Annotated in this window: 20 protein-coding genes and 4 tRNA genes; 12 read left to right on the top strand and 12 right to left on the bottom strand. The window is 66.5% G+C overall.

All coding sequences use genetic code 11. From position 1 onward, the window contains the following. The first annotated feature begins 132 nt into the window (after positions 1–132). Both ACK4SC_RS01705 and ACK4SC_RS01700 read left to right on the top strand, forming a co-directional pair. Entirely contained in the window at positions 133–1350 is a 1218-nt protein-coding gene (locus tag ACK4SC_RS01705; protein ID WP_409614219.1) for an ammonium transporter, read from the top strand. 94 nt (positions 1351–1444) lie between these two features. Next, a complete protein-coding gene (locus tag ACK4SC_RS01700; protein WP_409614217.1) occupies positions 1445–2476 on the top strand; it encodes a hypothetical protein in 1032 nt (343 codons plus the stop codon). Here the strand turns inward: ACK4SC_RS01700 and ACK4SC_RS01695 are convergent. Beyond that, a complete protein-coding gene (locus ACK4SC_RS01695) occupies positions 2473–2688 on the bottom strand; it encodes a hypothetical protein (protein ID WP_409614216.1) in 216 nt (71 codons plus the stop codon). The two genes, ACK4SC_RS01700 and ACK4SC_RS01695, sit on opposite strands and share 4 nt — an antisense overlap. A gap of 301 nt (positions 2689–2989) precedes the next feature. On the opposite strand from ACK4SC_RS01695, the gene ACK4SC_RS01690 reads away from it, so the two are divergent. Then, positions 2990–3493, top strand: a complete 504-nt coding sequence (locus tag ACK4SC_RS01690) for a hypothetical protein (protein WP_409614214.1) — start codon at positions 2990–2992, stop codon at positions 3491–3493. Beyond that, positions 3490–3936 carry a hypothetical protein gene (locus ACK4SC_RS01685; protein ID WP_409614212.1) on the top strand — a complete coding sequence of 149 codons (447 nt, stop codon included), beginning with the start codon at positions 3490–3492 and terminating at the stop codon, positions 3934–3936. Before ACK4SC_RS01690 ends, ACK4SC_RS01685 begins: the two co-directional genes overlap by 4 nt. 17 nt (positions 3937–3953) lie before the next feature. Here ACK4SC_RS01685 and ACK4SC_RS01680 read toward each other — a convergent pair whose 3' ends face one another. The 9 genes from ACK4SC_RS01680 to ACK4SC_RS01640 form a co-directional block, all read right to left on the bottom strand. After that, positions 3954–4799, bottom strand: a complete 846-nt coding sequence (locus ACK4SC_RS01680; RefSeq protein WP_409614210.1) for a phage major capsid protein — start codon at positions 4797–4799, stop codon at positions 3954–3956. Between the two features lie 116 nt (positions 4800–4915). Then, positions 4916–5347, bottom strand: a complete 432-nt coding sequence (locus ACK4SC_RS01675) for a hypothetical protein (RefSeq protein WP_409614209.1) — start codon at positions 5345–5347, stop codon at positions 4916–4918. Then, on the bottom strand, positions 5344–6018 hold the full coding sequence (locus tag ACK4SC_RS01670) for a hypothetical protein (protein WP_409614207.1): 675 nt from the start codon (positions 6016–6018) through the stop codon (positions 5344–5346). Before ACK4SC_RS01670 ends, ACK4SC_RS01675 begins: the two co-directional genes overlap by 4 nt. Then, on the bottom strand, positions 6015–6764 hold the full coding sequence (locus tag ACK4SC_RS01665; RefSeq protein ID WP_409614206.1) for a terminase large subunit domain-containing protein: 750 nt from the start codon (positions 6762–6764) through the stop codon (positions 6015–6017). Before ACK4SC_RS01665 ends, ACK4SC_RS01670 begins: the two co-directional genes overlap by 4 nt. Continuing rightward, positions 6757–7248, bottom strand: a complete 492-nt coding sequence (locus ACK4SC_RS01660) for a hypothetical protein (protein WP_409614204.1) — start codon at positions 7246–7248, stop codon at positions 6757–6759. Before ACK4SC_RS01660 ends, ACK4SC_RS01665 begins: the two co-directional genes overlap by 8 nt. Continuing rightward, the gene (locus tag ACK4SC_RS01655; protein WP_409614202.1) at positions 7245–7721 is read right to left on the bottom strand and encodes a hypothetical protein; all 477 of its coding nucleotides are present in this window, start codon (positions 7719–7721) and stop codon (positions 7245–7247) included. The genes ACK4SC_RS01660 and ACK4SC_RS01655 overlap by 4 nt, the downstream gene beginning before the upstream one ends. Continuing rightward, the gene (locus ACK4SC_RS01650) at positions 7718–8770 is read right to left on the bottom strand and encodes an AAA family ATPase (RefSeq protein ID WP_409614201.1); all 1053 of its coding nucleotides are present in this window, start codon (positions 8768–8770) and stop codon (positions 7718–7720) included. The genes ACK4SC_RS01655 and ACK4SC_RS01650 overlap by 4 nt, the downstream gene beginning before the upstream one ends. After that, positions 8767–9102 carry a hypothetical protein gene (locus ACK4SC_RS01645; RefSeq protein ID WP_409614200.1) on the bottom strand — a complete coding sequence of 112 codons (336 nt, stop codon included), beginning with the start codon at positions 9100–9102 and terminating at the stop codon, positions 8767–8769. The genes ACK4SC_RS01650 and ACK4SC_RS01645 overlap by 4 nt, the downstream gene beginning before the upstream one ends. Beyond that, positions 9099–9293, bottom strand: coding sequence for a helix-turn-helix domain-containing protein (locus tag ACK4SC_RS01640; RefSeq protein ID WP_409614198.1), 195 nt, complete (start codon positions 9291–9293; stop codon positions 9099–9101). Before ACK4SC_RS01640 ends, ACK4SC_RS01645 begins: the two co-directional genes overlap by 4 nt. A 127-nt stretch (positions 9294–9420) precedes the next feature. Here ACK4SC_RS01640 and ACK4SC_RS01635 point away from each other — a divergent pair, with 127 nt between their 5' ends. Continuing rightward, entirely contained in the window at positions 9421–9930 is a 510-nt protein-coding gene (locus ACK4SC_RS01635) for a hypothetical protein (protein ID WP_409614197.1), read from the top strand. 51 nt (positions 9931–9981) lie between these two features. Beyond that, the gene (locus ACK4SC_RS01630; protein ID WP_409614195.1) at positions 9982–11256 is read left to right on the top strand and encodes a tyrosine-type recombinase/integrase; all 1275 of its coding nucleotides are present in this window, start codon (positions 9982–9984) and stop codon (positions 11254–11256) included. Between the two features lie 19 nt (positions 11257–11275). On the opposite strand, the gene ACK4SC_RS01625 is transcribed toward ACK4SC_RS01630, so the two are convergent. Next, positions 11276–11351 (bottom strand) — tRNA-Val (locus ACK4SC_RS01625). A gap of 130 nt (positions 11352–11481) precedes the next feature. On the opposite strand from ACK4SC_RS01625, the gene ACK4SC_RS01620 reads away from it, so the two are divergent. The 6 genes from ACK4SC_RS01620 to ACK4SC_RS01595 all read left to right on the top strand — a co-directional run bounded on the left by ACK4SC_RS01620 (position 11482) and on the right by ACK4SC_RS01595 (position 14772). Continuing rightward, positions 11482–11553, top strand: a tRNA-Gly gene (locus ACK4SC_RS01620). Between the two features lie 36 nt (positions 11554–11589). Next, a tRNA-Cys gene (locus ACK4SC_RS01615) sits at positions 11590–11660 on the top strand. A gap of 39 nt (positions 11661–11699) precedes the next feature. Further along, positions 11700–11774 (top strand) — tRNA-Val (locus ACK4SC_RS01610). Between the two features lie 145 nt (positions 11775–11919). Further along, positions 11920–12150, top strand: coding sequence for a hypothetical protein (locus tag ACK4SC_RS01605; RefSeq protein ID WP_409614194.1), 231 nt, complete (start codon positions 11920–11922; stop codon positions 12148–12150). 168 nt (positions 12151–12318) lie between these two features. Continuing rightward, positions 12319–14232, top strand: coding sequence for a threonine--tRNA ligase (gene thrS, locus ACK4SC_RS01600; protein ID WP_409614321.1), 1914 nt, complete (start codon positions 12319–12321; stop codon positions 14230–14232). A 6-nt stretch (positions 14233–14238) separates the two neighbouring features. Further along, the gene (locus tag ACK4SC_RS01595; RefSeq protein WP_409614193.1) at positions 14239–14772 is read left to right on the top strand and encodes an HIT family protein; all 534 of its coding nucleotides are present in this window, start codon (positions 14239–14241) and stop codon (positions 14770–14772) included. Here ACK4SC_RS01595 and pdxY read toward each other — a convergent pair. Further along, positions 14769–15620 carry a pyridoxal kinase PdxY gene (gene pdxY, locus ACK4SC_RS01590; RefSeq protein ID WP_409614191.1) on the bottom strand — a complete coding sequence of 284 codons (852 nt, stop codon included), beginning with the start codon at positions 15618–15620 and terminating at the stop codon, positions 14769–14771. The two genes, ACK4SC_RS01595 and pdxY, sit on opposite strands and share 4 nt — an antisense overlap. Position 15621 lies beyond the last annotated feature (1 nt).

The raw sequence follows: 15621 nt of genomic DNA, 5'->3' as shown, positions 1-15621 counted from the left end.
CAGCGACACCTCTCGTGAAACGTCGGCCGTCGACACTGGCCACTGTGACCGCGGCGACCCCCGCCGGGTGCGGGGTCTCGTCATCCCGCGGGTCACGTTCTCCCGCATTCCGAACTCGAGAGGTACTACCTGATGGATACCGGCGAACTTGCATGGGCCGTAACGGCCACCGCCCTCGTTCTGCTCATGACCCCGGGCGTCGCGTTCTTCTACGGCGGCCTCGTCAAGGCCAAGAGCGTCGTCAGCATGATGATGATGAGCTTCGGCTCGCTCGGCCTCGTGAGCGTGCTGTGGATCTTGTACGGCTACTCGATGTCGGCTGTTGACAGCCCCCTGCAGTTCGCCGGCAACCCCTTCGCTGACTTCGCGCTCGCGAGCATGGTCGACGACAACGACGGCCTGGTGGGCGTCACCTTTGGTGCGACCTTCGCCATCATCACCGTCGCGCTCGTGTCGGGTGCGATCGCCGACCGCGCCAAGTTCGGCGCGTGGATGATCTTCGTCGGTCTCTTCTCGACGCTCGTGTACTTCCCCGTTGCCGCGTGGGTGTGGGGTGGCGGCTGGGCGTACTCGCTCGGTGAGCTGATGGGCCTGCCCGAGGTCATCGACTACGCCGGCGGTACCGCCGTGCACATCAATGCCGGTGCTGCTGCTCTGGCTCTCGCCCTCGTGCTCGGCCGCCGCGTCGTGTTCGAGAAGGGCGCCCACAATCCCCACAACGTGCCGCTCGTGCTGCTGGGCGCCTCGCTGCTGTGGTTCGGCTGGTTCGGCTTCAACGCCGGCGCTGAGGCGTTCGGTGCGCAGAACGGCCTCGTGGGCCTCATCATCGTCAACACGCTGGGCGCCACGGCTGCCTCGATCCTCGGCTGGCTGCTCGTCGAGAAGTTCAAGGATGGCAAGCCGACGGCCGTCGGTGCCGCCTCGGGTGCCGTCGCCGGTCTCGTCGCGATCACGCCGGCCTGTGCGAACCTCGCCCCCGGCTGGGCCCTCGTGCTCGGTGTCCTCGCCGGTGTTGTCAGCGCCTTCGCGATCGAGCTGAAGTTCAAGCTGGGCTTCGACGACTCGCTCGACGTGGTCGGCCTCCACCTGGTCGCCGGTCTCATCGGAACGCTGTACCTCGGCTTCTTCGCCATCGACACCGGCCTGTTCACCGGTGGCGACTTCGGCCAGCTGATCGTTCAGACGATCGCCGCCTTCGGTGTGCTGATCTACTCGTTCGTCGTCGCCTTCATCCTGGGCCTCGCGATCGAGAAGACGATCGGCTTCCGCGTCAAGAACGAGGACGAGGTCGCCGGCATCGACACCGTGATCCACGGTGGCGAGGCGTACGACTTCGTCGAGACCAAGTAACCCTTCGCATCACCCCTTCGGCGGGGCGCTACTCTCACTCACGGGAGGGCGCCCCGCCGTCGTGTGTGCCCCCGTCCGAGGGAGGACGACCGTCGTGAGTGCTCTGTCATCCGTCTCCGTGGTGACCCCGGTCGCATCTCTCGCTGCCGCACTGCTCCTCGTCGCGGCGGTCCTGGTGGTGAGCGATCCCCGTGGCCGCGCCCGGCGGTCGGTCGCCGTGGCGGCGGTGGTCGCCGTTCTTGCCGGCGCGATCGCGACGCTCGCTCTTGCCGGAACCCTTGACGTCGCGCGAACCACCTCCGCCGCGGCCGCGGCCTCCGGCGGGGGAGTCGCAATCGCGCTGCTGCTGCCGTATCGGGTTGGCTCCGTGGCGAGAAGCGTCTGCGCTGGCCTGGGGGCGGCGCTCGTTATTGCACCCGTCGCAGTCGTGCAGATGGTCGCCGTGCCGCCCCTGCTGGAATCGTCGCTGGGCGCTGTCGACCTGGCGGGCGCCGTGCCTCGCCTCGCCGCGCCCGCCGGCGTCGTTGTCGGCGCGCTGCTGGTCCGTCCCGAGCGCGAGGCCGCCGTCGCACGCACCGCTGTCGGACGCATCATCGCTGCGTGCGTGCTCGGCGTAGCGTCCGTGGCAGCGTCCGTCGTCGCCGCCGAAGGTCGCGTCGATGACGTGACAGCGAGCATCCTCGGTGCGGTCGTGGTGGGCGCGGTCGTCGGGGCCGCCGGCTGGATGCTCGTGGTGCGCATCGCCGGACGCAGCGCGCACCCCGCCGATGCTGTCGCGGGCTCCGTGGTCGGCTCCGCCGCCGTCGCCCTCGCGGCTGTGGCTCTGGTGCCCGTCGCAGTGGTCGCGGTGGGCGTCGCAGCCGGCGTCGTCGGGGGAGCGCTGCGCGGGGCTCGACGGCCCGTGCGCGGCACCGCTGTGGGCGTTCTCGCCGGGCTGAGCGCCGGCGGCGTGGTCATGGCGCTGCTCGCCGAAGGAATCGGTTTCGCCGCGACCGGTTCGCTCGGCCAAGCGGGTGCTCAGGTCGCGGCCGTCGCACTGGTCGCCATCAGCGGTGTCGTCGTGGGCGCCGTGTGCGCGCTGGGAATTCCGTCGAGGCGTCGACAGACCGAGCGACCCCGCGGCTAGGCGGAGTCCTCGCGATCGTCGTCGGCACCCTCCGCGGGTTCGTCGGGCCGCGTGTTGTGGGGCCGAGAGGGCCCCGCGTCCTGGTCGGGAGCAACCTTGCCCTCGTCGAGTACCTGCTCGCCCGCGACGATGTCGCCCGAATCGGGGTTGCGCGATTCGATGTCATCGGCGACAGGGTCTGTGGCGTGATGGTGGTCGTGGTGCTCAGACATGCTGGTCGTCCTTCCCGTGTGACAGCGCCACTTCAGCGCGTAACGGCCGCGACGACAAGGGGGTGGACACCGGCGTGGTGGCACGGCTATGGCGCACCCATCGCAAAAGCGGAGAGGAGAGAAAGAACGTGGTGGGCGATACCAGACTCGAACTGATGACCTCTTCCGTGTGAAGGACGTCACGCCCATCACTCAGAGTCCCGGCAGTGCCTAGAATCCCCGGAAAGTCGGGGGTTTCTGCTGGTGTCGGTGACGTCGTGTCCCGACTAGAAACGCATCATCCCTGCGATCCTGTCCACATATGGTCCACACCGTCCGGCAATATGAGGGGGTGACAGACCATTCACCCGAGCGGAAAGCACGATCGCCACGCAAGATCGGAGGCTGGCTGATTGGTGGCGCATTCGCGTTGACGGTGGCGCTGGCTTTTCTTCCGACCGGCGAAGCTTGGGCTGTGACGGTGGCCGCTATTCTCGTGCTCGTCGCGGGTGGCCTCCAATTCGGTGGCGCGATGATGTTCGACAAATCCGGACGAGCCGACCCCGCGCACGCGAAGGCCGCGGTTTCGCGCCTAGTGCTACTCAATATGCAAGCGAAGAGAGCGCGACTCCGGGCAGGTCGAGCATTCGCCGACCAATCCGGATCAGCGTTGAAGGCTTCGACCGGTCAGCTCAGTGTCGATCTGGCGTACATCGAGGAAGGGATCGCGTTGGCGGCGCGTGACTGGGAATTGTTCCACCCTGACGTGATCGCGGGGCTGGCGGAGGAAGTTCAGAAGCAAGACCAAGAAGAGGAGACGATGTGAGCCGGATCGAGGGCAAAGTAGCGTCAATCCTGAATGAGCGTGAAGTGGTGCTCACTGTCGGGGATGAGCACGGCGTTCAGATTGGGATGCAATTCAACATTCTCTATCCGGGCGGGCTCGAAATTCCCGATCCAGATAGACCAGGAATCATCATCGATTCGATCGAATGGCCCAAGACCCAGGTGAAGGTTGTGCAGGTCTACCCGCAGCTCGCTGTCGCACGGACTTTCCGAACTTTGACCACTCCATCGAAGGGGTTCAATATGCTCGCCGCTGTCAGCGGGTTCGATTACGAGCCGTCGAAGACAGTAGTGGAGACGCTAAGGACTGACGGTTCATTCGCGGAACGAGAGATCGACGCAGCAGAATCAGTTGTGAAGGTCGGTGACCCAGCGGTTCAAGTGAGCACGCACCCGCGATCCAAAGACGAAGGCGAACACTAAACTGAGCCGCTGGGGTTCTAATCTGCGGCGAGTGAGATCTTCTGGATCGCGACCGGGTGGGGGAACCCGAACCCGACCCGCATCGTCGCCCGAATCGCCGTCCGATCCGACGTGAAGTACGCCGACCGGTCGACAGCGAGCTCGACGAGCTGACGGCGCACCATCACCGCGCGCACGCGGGGAATGCCCCACACGGTTCCCGCAGTGACCGCAGGGGACGTGCGCAGCTCGACGCCCTGAAGGGTGCGGCGCGTCGGCGACGACGGGTCGGAGCCGAGCAGCGGCTTGTTCGAACCGGTCGTTTCCTTCAGCTGCGCGAGCAGCAGCGCGTCGGCAGGGTTCGCGACGAAGCTGTCGACCGTCAGGCCGAGCCCTTCAGCGTTTGCGATCGCTTCAGCGAACGGGTCAAGGTTCGCCCACGCTGCGCCCGCGTCGACGTCGGTGACGCCGGTCAGGTCTTCCAGTCCCGCGGGCTGGATCAGGCTCGCACCCTTCGAGCCGAAGAATGCGGCGTCGATCTTCCGGGCAATGTCACGCGACAAACCGTCGCCGACGATGCCGATCGCTGCCGGGGACGAGTCAGCGGCGAGCTCGTTCGTGATGATCGTCAACCCTGCAACCTTCGACGGGGTGACGATGATGTCGTCGACGGTCGGGTCGGACGGGCCGATCTCGTCGCCCTCAGCGACCCACGCGGCGGACGGGTCGGCGGTGATCATCGGGAGTTGCGTGCGCGTCGCACTCGTCTCCATGAGGGTCGACACCTGAGCGGCGACAGATGCCGCCTGCACTGGCAGGGTGATCAGCTGGGTGATCTGATCCGGGGTGATGCTCTTCACATCGGACGTGGTGGTGGTGAACATGCGAAACGCCTCCAATAGCGGCAGTCAGTGATCGTGGATGACTGCCCCGCAGGGAGGCGTTCAGGGGCGCATGGCCTACCCATATTGTACCAGGGTTTGTGCCATGCGCCCCAGTGTTAGATCACGTCAGCCCACGACGTCGCCGCCTTCGACTCGCCCGCCCCGTCGAAGTTCGGTGCGCCCGTCGTCGCCGGAACGTGCGGCTGCTGGAACAGGTGCGGACGCTCAGCCCTCAGCGCGTCCAATGCCGTCTCAACCTTCGCCGTGTCGAGTAGGCCGTCGTCGCCGACGACAGCCTCCAATGGCACATGCGTCGGCACATCCGACAGGGCAGTGTCGGCCACGCCAGCGGCGGCGGCGAGCTTCGCCAGCTCCGACCCTTGCCAGCCCGTTACCGTCTCCCGCACGCGCTCCAGCTCAGCCTCCACGTCCCTCAGTCGGGTGCGGTACGTCGCCTCCGACTTCCGCTTATCGCGCACCATCCGCGCCAGCTCAGCCGGTGACAGCCGCTCCAGCTCGTCATCCTTCACCGTGTCCTGCTCACTCATTCCGAAGCCCTCCCTATCTGCTCGGCGTTCTCGACGACATCGGGTCGCCGATACGTGTTCGGCTGAAACAGAGCCAGGGCGAGCGCTGTCGCCAGGTCGCCGTGCCCCTCCCCGTCACGCCGTGGAATGTCGTACGTGTCGCGCCCGCTGGCGCTGATCTTCTGCCGGAACCCGACGAGTTCCCGCTCCAGAACGTCGCCGAGCGCCAGCCTGGGCGCGATCTTCAGCCGACCCTGCTGGAGCGGCACCTGAATCGCCGCCATCAGATCGGACTTCGGGACATGCCAGCCGTGACGGTGCTGCCCTCCAGTGACCGTCACGGCGATCGGCATCCACACGCCGAACGCACCCGCATGCCACTCGTCGCGGAACATGTCACGCACCGCCCTCCCGACGCCTGTGCCGTCGATCAGCAGCAGCGCGTCGTCCATCTGCGGGGCGCGCATCATCCCCACAACGTCCGCCACGATCGACGGGTACGGGGTGCCGAGCTCCCACCTACGCAAGTGCCTGACGCGCAGCTGCTCCACCAGCTCGGGGAACGCCTGCGGGCGTCGATGAAAGTCGCCCAGAGTCGCCCCTGCGGGGAGCACAAGCACCCGCTCCACCACGGCGAGCGCCGAATAATCCAGCCCCTGCCCCAGATCGAGCCCAACAGTGAATGACGTCATGGAAGCTCCAAAGGTTCGACGGCGGGCGAGAACGCCGCACGCACAAGCTCCGTGCCGAACAACTGGGAATCGGTGTCGCCGAACTCGCACAAGTAGTCAGACGCGAACGCGAAGCTCCCGACCGTCGCGCGCATCTCCGCGATCCGCTCAGCGTCGTACTGGCCCGACTCGTACACAGTCACCTTGTGGCGCTCCCACCCGGCGCGTTCGTCGTCGTGGAGCTCGAAGAACCAGCCCCGGCGACCCCACGGTGTCGACAGAGCCCAAATCGCCCCATCGCTTGCGACCATCGGCAGCACCGACGCGAAAATGTCATCGTCGACCCGCGACGCTTCATCGAGCACGATCAGCTGCGCAGCCGAGAACCCGCGAGACGTGCCCTCAGTCCCCGGCAGAGACACGATCCGCGACCCGTTCTCCAGAACCAGCTCGCTACCTGAATCCTTCGACGGCTTCGCCCGCCCCAACCCCCGGTAAAGCGCCTTCACCCGGAGCAGCATCTCGTCCGACTGCCGCTGAGACGGGCTGATGATCAGCACGAGCGCCCCCGGCGTATACACCGCCAGGTGTAGAGCCTTCAGGCTCGTCGTCTGCGTCTTGCCCACCTGCCGCGCACACGTCACCAGGACGCGCCTAGACCGAGAACGCAGCAAGGTCGACTGCCACGGCTCAGCAGTAAACCCCAACCCCGCAGCGAAGCGCACAGGATCCAGTGCCGCCACCAGATCGTCGACGAGCTCACTCATCAGCCACCCCCAAAGCGAGAGCAGCAGCCTGAGCCGCCTCAGGGTACGGACGCAGAGCGGCGAGCAGGCGCGTGCGAGCCTCAACCCACGCCGGATCACTCACCACATTCAGCACCTGCACCTGCGGGCGCTCATCCAGCTCGCCCGTGATGCGTGCCAGCAACTCAGTCAGCCCCTTCAGCTCACGGATCGCCGCCAACGACAGCGACGGCTTACCGTCCTCCATCGCCGCATCGAGAATCGCCGACGCCTTCACGTGCAAGTCTTCGAGCCGATCCAGAGCCCGCACCGCACCAGCCGACTCGCGGCGCGTCAGCACGCCCTTCAGCGCGGGCGACAGGTGGGCGATCCGATGACGGCGCACACTGTCGCGGGACAGCCCCCACTTCTCAGCCGTCTGGCTGTTGTTCATCCCGCCCGCGATGTCCTGATCGATCAGCCCACGCTGAGCGTGCGTGCAGACCTTGCAGCGACCCTCGCTCATGACGCACCGCCTTCGAGTTGGGCGCGTAGATCGCGCGCTCTGACGCGAGCTCGCGCGCACTCGTCGCGCAGCGTGATCACGTACAGGCGGATCGGTTCAGCTGCCTCAGGTGCCCGCTCAGCGACGAGCTGAAGGGCGGCACGGTAGGCGGGGAGCAGCTTCGAGCGGCGACCGCTGGGGCTGCGAGGGTCACGCGGTACTGCGCGCGTGCCCTCTTCCGGGGCGTGGAACTCTTGCCCCTTCGATCCCAGTGATTCCGCGCCAGTGAGGACAACGTGAGGACTGGATGCGCGCTCTGTGGCCGAGAACGTGCGGACAGACACGCTTGCCGCGCTGATGACGCCGATTGTGACTTCTCGGTTGATGAGCTTCAGCCCTTCGAGCTCGAAGAGTAGGTCGTTGAGGGCGAGTGCTTGCTCTGTGGTGGTGAGCGTGTCTGCGAGCTCTCTCGCGAGCTTTGTCGTGGTGGTCATGGTGTCTCCGTGGGGGTTTGGGGGTCGGCGTGTTCCTGTTCCTCCCCTATAAGGGGAGAGGAACGGGGAACGCTCGCTGGTTCCTCGTTCTTCTGCGTTCCTGGGGAACGGAGAACGCGCTGTTTGTATGCGTTCCAGGCGGATTGAGCTCGTGCTGTTCCCCACGTCATTCGTGCTTTGACGTCGCGAATCCCGGTCGGGGCGGGGAACAGGGCTCGGAGCGATTCGACGTCGGCTGTTGTGCGAGCGTCGGTGCCGCCCCCGTCTGGTGTCCAGAACTTCCAGTCGAGCGCGTCGCCGTGGGCGATGAGTTGGAAGTTCGCGGCGACGGGTTCGCTGTCGCCGATCGGTGATGCGCGGCGCAGAGCTCCGTGGCGGTCTTTGACGATGCTGAGTGTCGATCTGCCGCCGTGTCCGGGCGTGAAGGGTTGGGTGACTTTGACGCGCAGCATGATGCCGTCGACGGCGCGTTTCTTCGCGGCTGTGCCTGACGAGCCGTAGTCGCGTGAGCTGGCGCTCTTCGCTTCGTGGTCGATCGCGAGGACGGCTGCACCGGTCTGGGCGAACGCGGCGAGCGTGACCCGGTTGACGCGGGTGAAGTCGTCGGCGTCGTTCGAGTTGCCGCCGTACATCGGCATGAGCTCGCCGATGGAGTCGAGCAACACAAGGCTGGGCCGCCACCCTCCGGCTTCGGCGATGATCTGCGCGAGCTCGTCGGGCGCATCGGGCTCGGCGTAGCGGAACCGTGCGGGGTCGCTGAGCATGTCGATGGTGATGCCGAAGCTCCGCAGGCGTTGACGGGTTGCGTGGGGGCCGTTGTGGTCGATGTCGACGACGAGGACGGAGCCCCCTTCGTAGAGTGTGTCGGCGGCGATGCAGGAGGCGGCGAGGGTCTTCCCTGACTCTGGCGGGCCGAACAGGACGTTCACGGCGCGCGGGTACAGCAGACGCTGATCGTCGGTTCTCATGCCGATCGTCGGCTGTGGGCCTTCGGTGGAATCGAGTGCGCCGAGATCGACGTACAGGTGGGGTGTGAACGCGGTCGTCATGCGCGCCCCTTCGCCTGCTGCATCTCTTCGGCACGCAGCTCGTACATGTCTCGGCGGCGCTGCTGAAGGGTCGCGAACGACGGGCCGTCCGGGTAGGGGACGGGGCGTCGGCGGCACATCTCGGCGTAGTACCGGTCGGCGTCCCAGCGAGCCTGATCGAGCAGCGGCTGGATTGATGCGACGCCCTGATGGTGGCCGAGGTTGTAGAGGTCGGCGAGCGGTGTCGGCAGCTGATAGAGCTCAACGTTCCCGACGATGAGGTCGTCGACGAGCATCGAGATGTATGTCTCCGCGCGAGCGCTCAGCCGGATACGTAGGGGGTAGGTGTTCACCGGTCGCCCCCTTCGAGCAGGGCGAGCAGGCGAGCTGTGGGGATCAGTACGCGTCCGCCGATGCGCAGCGAGGGCAAGTCGCCGCGTTGGACGGCGCTGTAGGCGGTGTTTCGTCCGATGCCGAGCAGCTGGGCCGCTTCGGTGACAGTGAGAGTGGGGCGAGCGCGGAGCTCGTCGAGCGGTGCGGACATGCGGGGGCCTCCTGAGCCGTGAGTCGAAAGGACTCGCTCAACGGCTCCACCGGATGTCGCGATAGACACAGCGTATCGCATTGATACACTTGGGGCATGGTAAACACGCAAAGAGAGAGAATATACCGTGCCCAGAGTCACTGCTGATCGGCTGCGCGCCGCTGAAGATGCAATCGCGGATCGAATCGCCCACGAGCGACAGGCGCGCGGATGGAGCTACGAGAAGCTGGCCGCGCAGATGCGCGACCACGCTGGCTACGTCGTGCAGCCGAGCGCGATCCAGCGCGTCGAGAAGGGCAACCCTCGTCGACGAATCGTGGTTGACGAGTTCGTCGCGTACGTCCGCGTCTTTCAGGGCTCCGTTATGGAGTGGCTTATGCCCGACGCTGAGCGCGACCGCATGAAGTTCGACAGTCAGATGCGTCGTGGTGCTGAGGCGACCGAGCTCGTCGAGCGAAAGAGGCGAGAGCTCGCCGACGCAGAGCTTCAGCTGCGTGACGCGCTCGAAGGCGCGCGCGCCCACCTGAACGCGCTCCCCGTCGATGAGCGTGCGGCAGCAGTGGAAGAGGCAGAAGAACTCGACGCCGATCTCGGCGAACACTGGGCGGACTTCCGACGTCACGTCGTTGCGGACTGACCCACCACAGCCTTCGTCGACTCAGGTGGTCGACGCAGAGAAAGAGGAACGATGAGCGAAGCAAGATACGGGCGAAGGTGCGCCTGCCGCGCGCCGGACGGCAAGCAGTACGGTGCCAAGTGCCCGAAGCTGAAGAACCCCCGACACGGCACCTGGCAGGTGTTCGTGAACGTGCCCGCCACGACGACGACAGAGCGACAGCGCATCCGCAAGGGCGGCTTCGCGTCGAAGGCTGAAGCTGAAGCGTGGGCGAAGCCCTACGTTCGGGCGAAGCTCGACGGGCAGCGTCTGATCCCGACCCGCGAAACGCTCGGCAGCTACCTGCCGAAGTACTTGGAGCGGCGCAGCAGCTCGTGGCACAAGCCGCTGTCGGCAGCAACGATCGCGAAAGAGCAGACCTATGCGAAGCCGATCCTGACGCACGCGGTCGCGAGCATCCCGCTCAGCGAGCTGCGACGTCGGAACCTTCAAGACTTCATTGACGATGCGGCGACGTCACATGGCACGTCGGCGCTCGAAGAGATCAAGAAGGTGCTCACTGGGTGTCTCGCGGCTGCTGACGACGACGAGCTCACGAACGGCAGTCCTGCAACTCGCTTGCGGCTCCCGGCGATCGAACGTGCCGACAAAGTGCTTCTCAGCTCGGAACAGGTCGCCGCATTGATGCCGCTGCTGGGGGAGAACTCGCCCCAGCTGCGTCACATCGCCGAGATCGCGCTCTGGACTGGCATGCGTGTCGGCGAAGTCGTCGGCGTGCGCTGGGAGGACATCGACGGCGACGTGCTCACCATGAGCCAGACCGTCGAGTCGGTGCGCGGTCAGCTGTCGTTCGGCAAGGGCAAGACGAAGGCCGCTCGTCGGCAGGTCGTGCTCGGGCCGCTCGCGCTGAACGTCCTCACCCGTCAGCGAGCGCTTCAGAACCGGCAGCGACTTCGGGCGGGGAGCGCGTGGAGCGATCTCGGGCTCGTATTCGCGACCGAGCTCGGCACGCCGATCGATCCGAAGTACCCGACGAAGCGGCTGAAGGTGGTGGAACGTCGAGCGGGTTTGCCGCTGATGACGATGCACGGATTCCGCCACCTTCACGTTACGCACCTTGACCTGGTGGGGACGCCCCAGCAGATCACGAAGCAGCGCGTCGGGCACAGCTCGGCGAGCGACCTCACCGAAGCCGTCTACACGCACCGAAGCGTCGACGCGCAGCGCACGTGGGCGGCAGCTGCCGAACGCATCGTCGGCGACATGCTGTCCACACAATCCGCCGATTTGTCCTCACACGCCGATGTTGTTGATCTGCACGGCGTGCCTGTGAAGGCCGCAATCTAGGCGGATAAAGGGCTCTGAGTGGTGGGCGATACCAGACTCGAACTGATGACCTCTTCCGTGTGAAGGAAGCGCGCTACCAACTGCGCCAATCGCCCGCGGCCTCCATCTTGCCACAACTCCGTGCGCTCCTTTGTCGCGCGCGGACACGCCCGGCGGCATCGGTTTGGCGCATCGCGGCTGGATTCGCTAGAGTCATCTCACGCCCTGCGGGAGACCACGGGGCACGCGGATGTGGCGCAGTGGTAGCGCATCACCTTGCCAAGGTGAGGGTCGCGAGTTCGAATCTCGTCATCCGCTCGAGTGACACCTCTCGGTAGTTGGGGGGTCACCCACGGTGGCGTGGCCGAGAGGCGAGGCAGCGGCCTGCAAAGCCGTATACACGGGTTCGAATCCCGTCGCCACCTCACAGCTACCAACCGGCCCCCGCAGGGCTCAAAAACAGCGGGCGATTGGCGCAGCGGTAGCGCGCTTCCCTGACACGGAAGAGGTCACTGGTTCGATCCCAGTATCGCCCACCACGAAAAGCCCCGGTCAGCTGGGGCTTTTTGCGTTCCTGTGTACGGTGCGTGCACGCTGCGTGCGACCCGATCTCGCGCCGTCACGATCATTCGTATTGCCTGACCATCCGGACGCCACCGCGCCGGCGCCACCTACCGTGGTCGGATGACTGACGACAGTGGACTGAGCGACAAGCGCCAGACGGAAAAGGACACCTCCTACAGCCCGGCCAGTGACCGTGAGACGGAGGCGAAACAGGATGGCCAACGCACCCACGCTGACCCCGAGGCGGCCGAGCGGGCGACCGTCCTGCCCGGAACTGGCGGCCCCGACGACGTCGGCGACGTCGAGGTCGACGAGGACGAGCTGAACATGCCGCACGACGACGGCTCCTGAGGCGACGGCGACACCACGCGCCGCCGGTAGCATGGACGGGCCCGTGCCCCGCCGTCGAAAGGTCTCCCGGTGACTGACGCCCCCGCCCCCGCCGTTGCTGTCGAGCCGGTGGAGACGACGGAGGAAACAGACGGTTTCGGGCTGTTCCGTGACCGCAGTGTCGTCGCCATGCGCGTCGACGGCGAACTGCTCGACCTGGCCCGTCGCGTGCCGGCCGGTACCCGCATCGAGCCGGTGACGATCTCCTCGCCCGACGGCCTGAACATCCTGCGCCACTCCGCCGCGCACGTTCTCGCCCAGGCGGTGCAGCAAATCAATCCGGATGCCCGACTCGGCATCGGACCGCCCGTCACCGACGGCTTCTACTACGACTTCGACGTGCCCGCCGCGTTCTCGAGCGATGACCTGTCGGCGCTGTCGAAGGCGATGGAGCGCATCATCCGCTCCGGCCAGCGTTTTGTGCGCCGCGTCGTCACGGAGGAGGAGGCGCGCATCGAGCTCGCCGACGAGCCGTACAAGCTCGAACTCATCGGGCTGAAGGGCGCGGCTGCCGAGGGGAGCGACGGCGAAAGCGTTGAGGTGGGCGGCAGCGAGCTGACCATCTACGACAATGTCGACCCGAAGACGGGCGAGGTGCACTGGAAAGACCTGTGCCGCGGTCCGCACCTCCCGAACACTCGCATGATCGGCAACGGCTGGGCGCTGATGCGCGTCGCCGCCGCCTACTGGCGCGGCAGCGAGAAGAACCCGCAGCTGCAGCGCATCTACGGCACCGCCTGGCCCTCGAAGGATGAGCTGCGCGCCTACCAGCACCGGCTGGAGGAGGCGCAGAAGCGCGACCACCGTCGCCTCGGCACCGAACTCGACCTGTTCAGCTTCCCCGACGAGATCGGCTCGGGGCTTGCGGTGTTCCACCCGAAGGGCGGCATTATCCGCCAGGTGATGGAGAACTACTCGCGGCAGCGGCACACGGAGGCCGGCTACGAGTTCGTCTACTCGCCGCACATCACCAAGTCGAACTTGTTTATGACGAGCGGCCACCTGCAGTGGTACGCCGACGGCATGTTCCCGCCCATGCACCTCGACGAGGAGCGCGACGAGACGGGCCATGTCACCCGCCAGGGCCAGGACTACTACCTGAAGCCCATGAACTGCCCCTTCCACAACCTGATCTTCCGCTCGCGCGGTCGCTCGTATCGCGAGCTGCCCTTGCGCATGTTCGAGTTCGGCAGCGTGTACCGCTACGAGAAGTCGGGCACGCTGCAGGGGCTCACCCGCGTGCGCGGCATGACGCAGGACGACGCCCACATCTACACGACTCCCGAACTCGTGAAGAGCGAGCTGACGGGCACCCTGAACTTCGTCCTCGGCCTTCTGCGCGACTACGGCCTCGACGACTTCTATCTCGAGCTGTCGACCCGCGACCCCGAGAGCGAGAAGTTCGTCGGCTCGCCCGAGCTCTGGGAGACGGCGACGCAGACCCTTCAGGAGGTCGCCGAAGAGTCAGGCCTCGAGCTCGTCCCCGACCCGGGCGGCGCCGCTTTCTACGGGCCGAAGATCTCGGTGCAGGCGCGCGACGCGATCGGGCGTACCTGGCAGATGTCGACCATCCAGCTCGACTTCAACCTGCCCGAGCGTTTCGACCTGACGTACACCGCATCCGACGGCACGAAGCAGCGGCCGATCATGATTCACCGGGCCCTGTTCGGCTCGATCGAGCGCTTCTTCGCCATCCTGGTCGAGCACTACGCCGGGTCCTTCCCCGCGTGGCTTGCCCCGGAGCAGGTGGTGGGCATCCCGGTTGCCGAGCAGTACGGCGAGTACCTCGAGGACGTCATCGGGCGTCTGCGGGCGGAGGGCGTGCGCGCGCACGTCGATCACTCCGACGACCGCATGCAGAAGAAGATCCGCACGCACACGACGCACAAGGTGCCGTACCTGCTCATCGCGGGCGAGGATGACCGGGCCAGTGGCGCGGTCAGCTTCCGCTTCCGAGACGGCACGCAGCTGAACGGTGTGCCCGTCGATGAGGCGATCGCCCGCGTCACGGGAGCGATCGCGTCTCGCTCGCAGGAGTTGTAGACGCGGATGCACGAGGCGGCAGACGACTTCGCCGGCGTTCCCGACGCCTTCCAACGGCTGTGGACGCCGCACCGCATGGTCTACATCGATGACGAGGACCGTTCGGGGGAGCGCTCGGGCTGTCCGTTCTGCCGAGCACCCGGCCTCGACGATGCGACCGGCCTTGTCGTCGCACGCGGAGTGCACGCCTATGTGCTGCTCAACCTGTACCCGTATAACAGTGGCCACCTCCTGGTGTGCCCGTACCGGCACGTGGCCACCTACGACGAGGCGACGGCGGAGGAGACGGCAGAGATCGCCTCACTCACCCAGACGGCGATGCGGGTGCTGCGCGAGACGAGCCGGTGCGACGGCTTCAACATCGGCATGAATCAGGGCGCGGTCGCGGGCGCGGGAATCGCCGGACACCTGCACCAGCACATCGTTCCGCGCTGGGCCCAGGACGCGAACTTCTTCCCGATCGTCGCGCGCACGAAGGCCGTGCCGCGCCTGCTGGGCGAGGTGCGCGACGAACTTGCCGCGGCGTGGCCGACGGCCTAGCGAACCTGCCGCACCGCGAACTGCATGCGCGGGTGCGCGTACGCCTCCTGCGACTCCACGAGCTGAAGTTCGCGCTCACCGGAGTCGAGCGTGTTTTGCAGCAGGTCGAAGACGCTTGAGGCCGCGCGCGCCAGAGCGTCGGCGGCGTCGCCCGAGCGCCGATAGTGGGCGGTGAACAGCGCCGCCGTGACGTCGCCTGAACCGTTCGCCTTCATGGGCAGCTGTGGTGTGCTGACAATCCAGGCCCCGTCGTTGTCGACCGCGAGCATCTCGAGCGTTCCCTCGTCGCGGTCCGGTCGCTCGACGCTCGTGACCAGCACGGTGCGCGGGCCCATCGCGCGGGCGAGATCGACCGAATGCAGTGTCGATTCGAGCGTGTCGGGCTCGGTGCCGGTGAGATAGCCGAGCTCGAACTGATTGGGGGTGATGATGTCGGCGGCGGGGACGACGCGCTCGCGCAGCAGAACCGGGATGGCCGGAGCGACGAAGCACCCGCTCTTCGCATTGCCCATCACGGGATCGCAGGCATAGATCGCGGCCGGGTTCGCCGCCTTAATGCGCGCGACCGCGTCGAGGATGACGTCGGCGATGCCTTCCGAGCCCTGGTAGCCCGAGAGGATCACGTCGATCTGCGGGAACACCCCGCGCTCCTCGATGCCGGTGATGACCTCCCGAACATCGTCCGGGCTGATCAGGGGGCCGCGCCACGCGCCGTAGCCAGTGTGGTTCGAGAAGGTCACGGTGTACACCGGCAGAACCTCGACGCCGATGCGCTGCAGCGGAAAGACGGCGGCCGAGTTGCCGACATGGCCGTAGGCGACCGCAGACTGGATGGACAGCACCTTCATC

The organism is Microcella sp. (genome assembly GCF_046293215.1).
In the GTDB taxonomy this organism is placed as follows: Bacteria; Actinomycetota; Actinomycetes; order Actinomycetales; family Microbacteriaceae; genus Microcella.
This window is presented reverse-complemented; position numbering and strand designations above follow the sequence as displayed.

What these genes read in the sequence shown, in the direction of transcription:
- ACK4SC_RS01705 (WP_409614219.1), top strand. Translation starts at nt 133, where the DNA reads ATGGATACCGGCGAACTTGCATGGGCCGTAACGGCCACCGCCCTCGTT.
- ACK4SC_RS01695 (WP_409614216.1), bottom strand. Translation starts at nt 2,688, where the DNA reads ATGTCTGAGCACCACGACCACCATCACGCCACAGACCCTGTCGCCGAT.
- ACK4SC_RS01690 (WP_409614214.1), top strand. Translation starts at nt 2,990, where the DNA reads ATGGTCCACACCGTCCGGCAATATGAGGGGGTGACAGACCATTCACCC.
- ACK4SC_RS01680 (WP_409614210.1), bottom strand. Translation starts at nt 4,799, where the DNA reads ATGTTCACCACCACCACGTCCGATGTGAAGAGCATCACCCCGGATCAG.
- ACK4SC_RS01675 (WP_409614209.1), bottom strand. Translation starts at nt 5,347, where the DNA reads ATGAGTGAGCAGGACACGGTGAAGGATGACGAGCTGGAGCGGCTGTCA.
- ACK4SC_RS01670 (WP_409614207.1), bottom strand. Translation starts at nt 6,018, where the DNA reads ATGACGTCATTCACTGTTGGGCTCGATCTGGGGCAGGGGCTGGATTAT.
- ACK4SC_RS01665 (WP_409614206.1), bottom strand. Translation starts at nt 6,764, where the DNA reads ATGAGTGAGCTCGTCGACGATCTGGTGGCGGCACTGGATCCTGTGCGC.
- ACK4SC_RS01660 (WP_409614204.1), bottom strand. Translation starts at nt 7,248, where the DNA reads ATGAGCGAGGGTCGCTGCAAGGTCTGCACGCACGCTCAGCGTGGGCTG.
- ACK4SC_RS01655 (WP_409614202.1), bottom strand. Translation starts at nt 7,721, where the DNA reads ATGACCACCACGACAAAGCTCGCGAGAGAGCTCGCAGACACGCTCACC.
- ACK4SC_RS01650 (WP_409614201.1), bottom strand. Translation starts at nt 8,770, where the DNA reads ATGACGACCGCGTTCACACCCCACCTGTACGTCGATCTCGGCGCACTC.
- ACK4SC_RS01640 (WP_409614198.1), bottom strand. Translation starts at nt 9,293, where the DNA reads ATGTCCGCACCGCTCGACGAGCTCCGCGCTCGCCCCACTCTCACTGTC.
- ACK4SC_RS01630 (WP_409614195.1), top strand. Translation starts at nt 9,982, where the DNA reads ATGAGCGAAGCAAGATACGGGCGAAGGTGCGCCTGCCGCGCGCCGGAC.
- ACK4SC_RS01605 (WP_409614194.1), top strand. Translation starts at nt 11,920, where the DNA reads ATGACTGACGACAGTGGACTGAGCGACAAGCGCCAGACGGAAAAGGAC.
- thrS (WP_409614321.1), top strand. Translation starts at nt 12,319, where the DNA reads ATGCGCGTCGACGGCGAACTGCTCGACCTGGCCCGTCGCGTGCCGGCC.
- ACK4SC_RS01595 (WP_409614193.1), top strand. Translation starts at nt 14,239, where the DNA reads ATGCACGAGGCGGCAGACGACTTCGCCGGCGTTCCCGACGCCTTCCAA.
- pdxY (WP_409614191.1), bottom strand. Translation starts at nt 15,620, where the DNA reads ATGAAGGTGCTGTCCATCCAGTCTGCGGTCGCCTACGGCCATGTCGGC.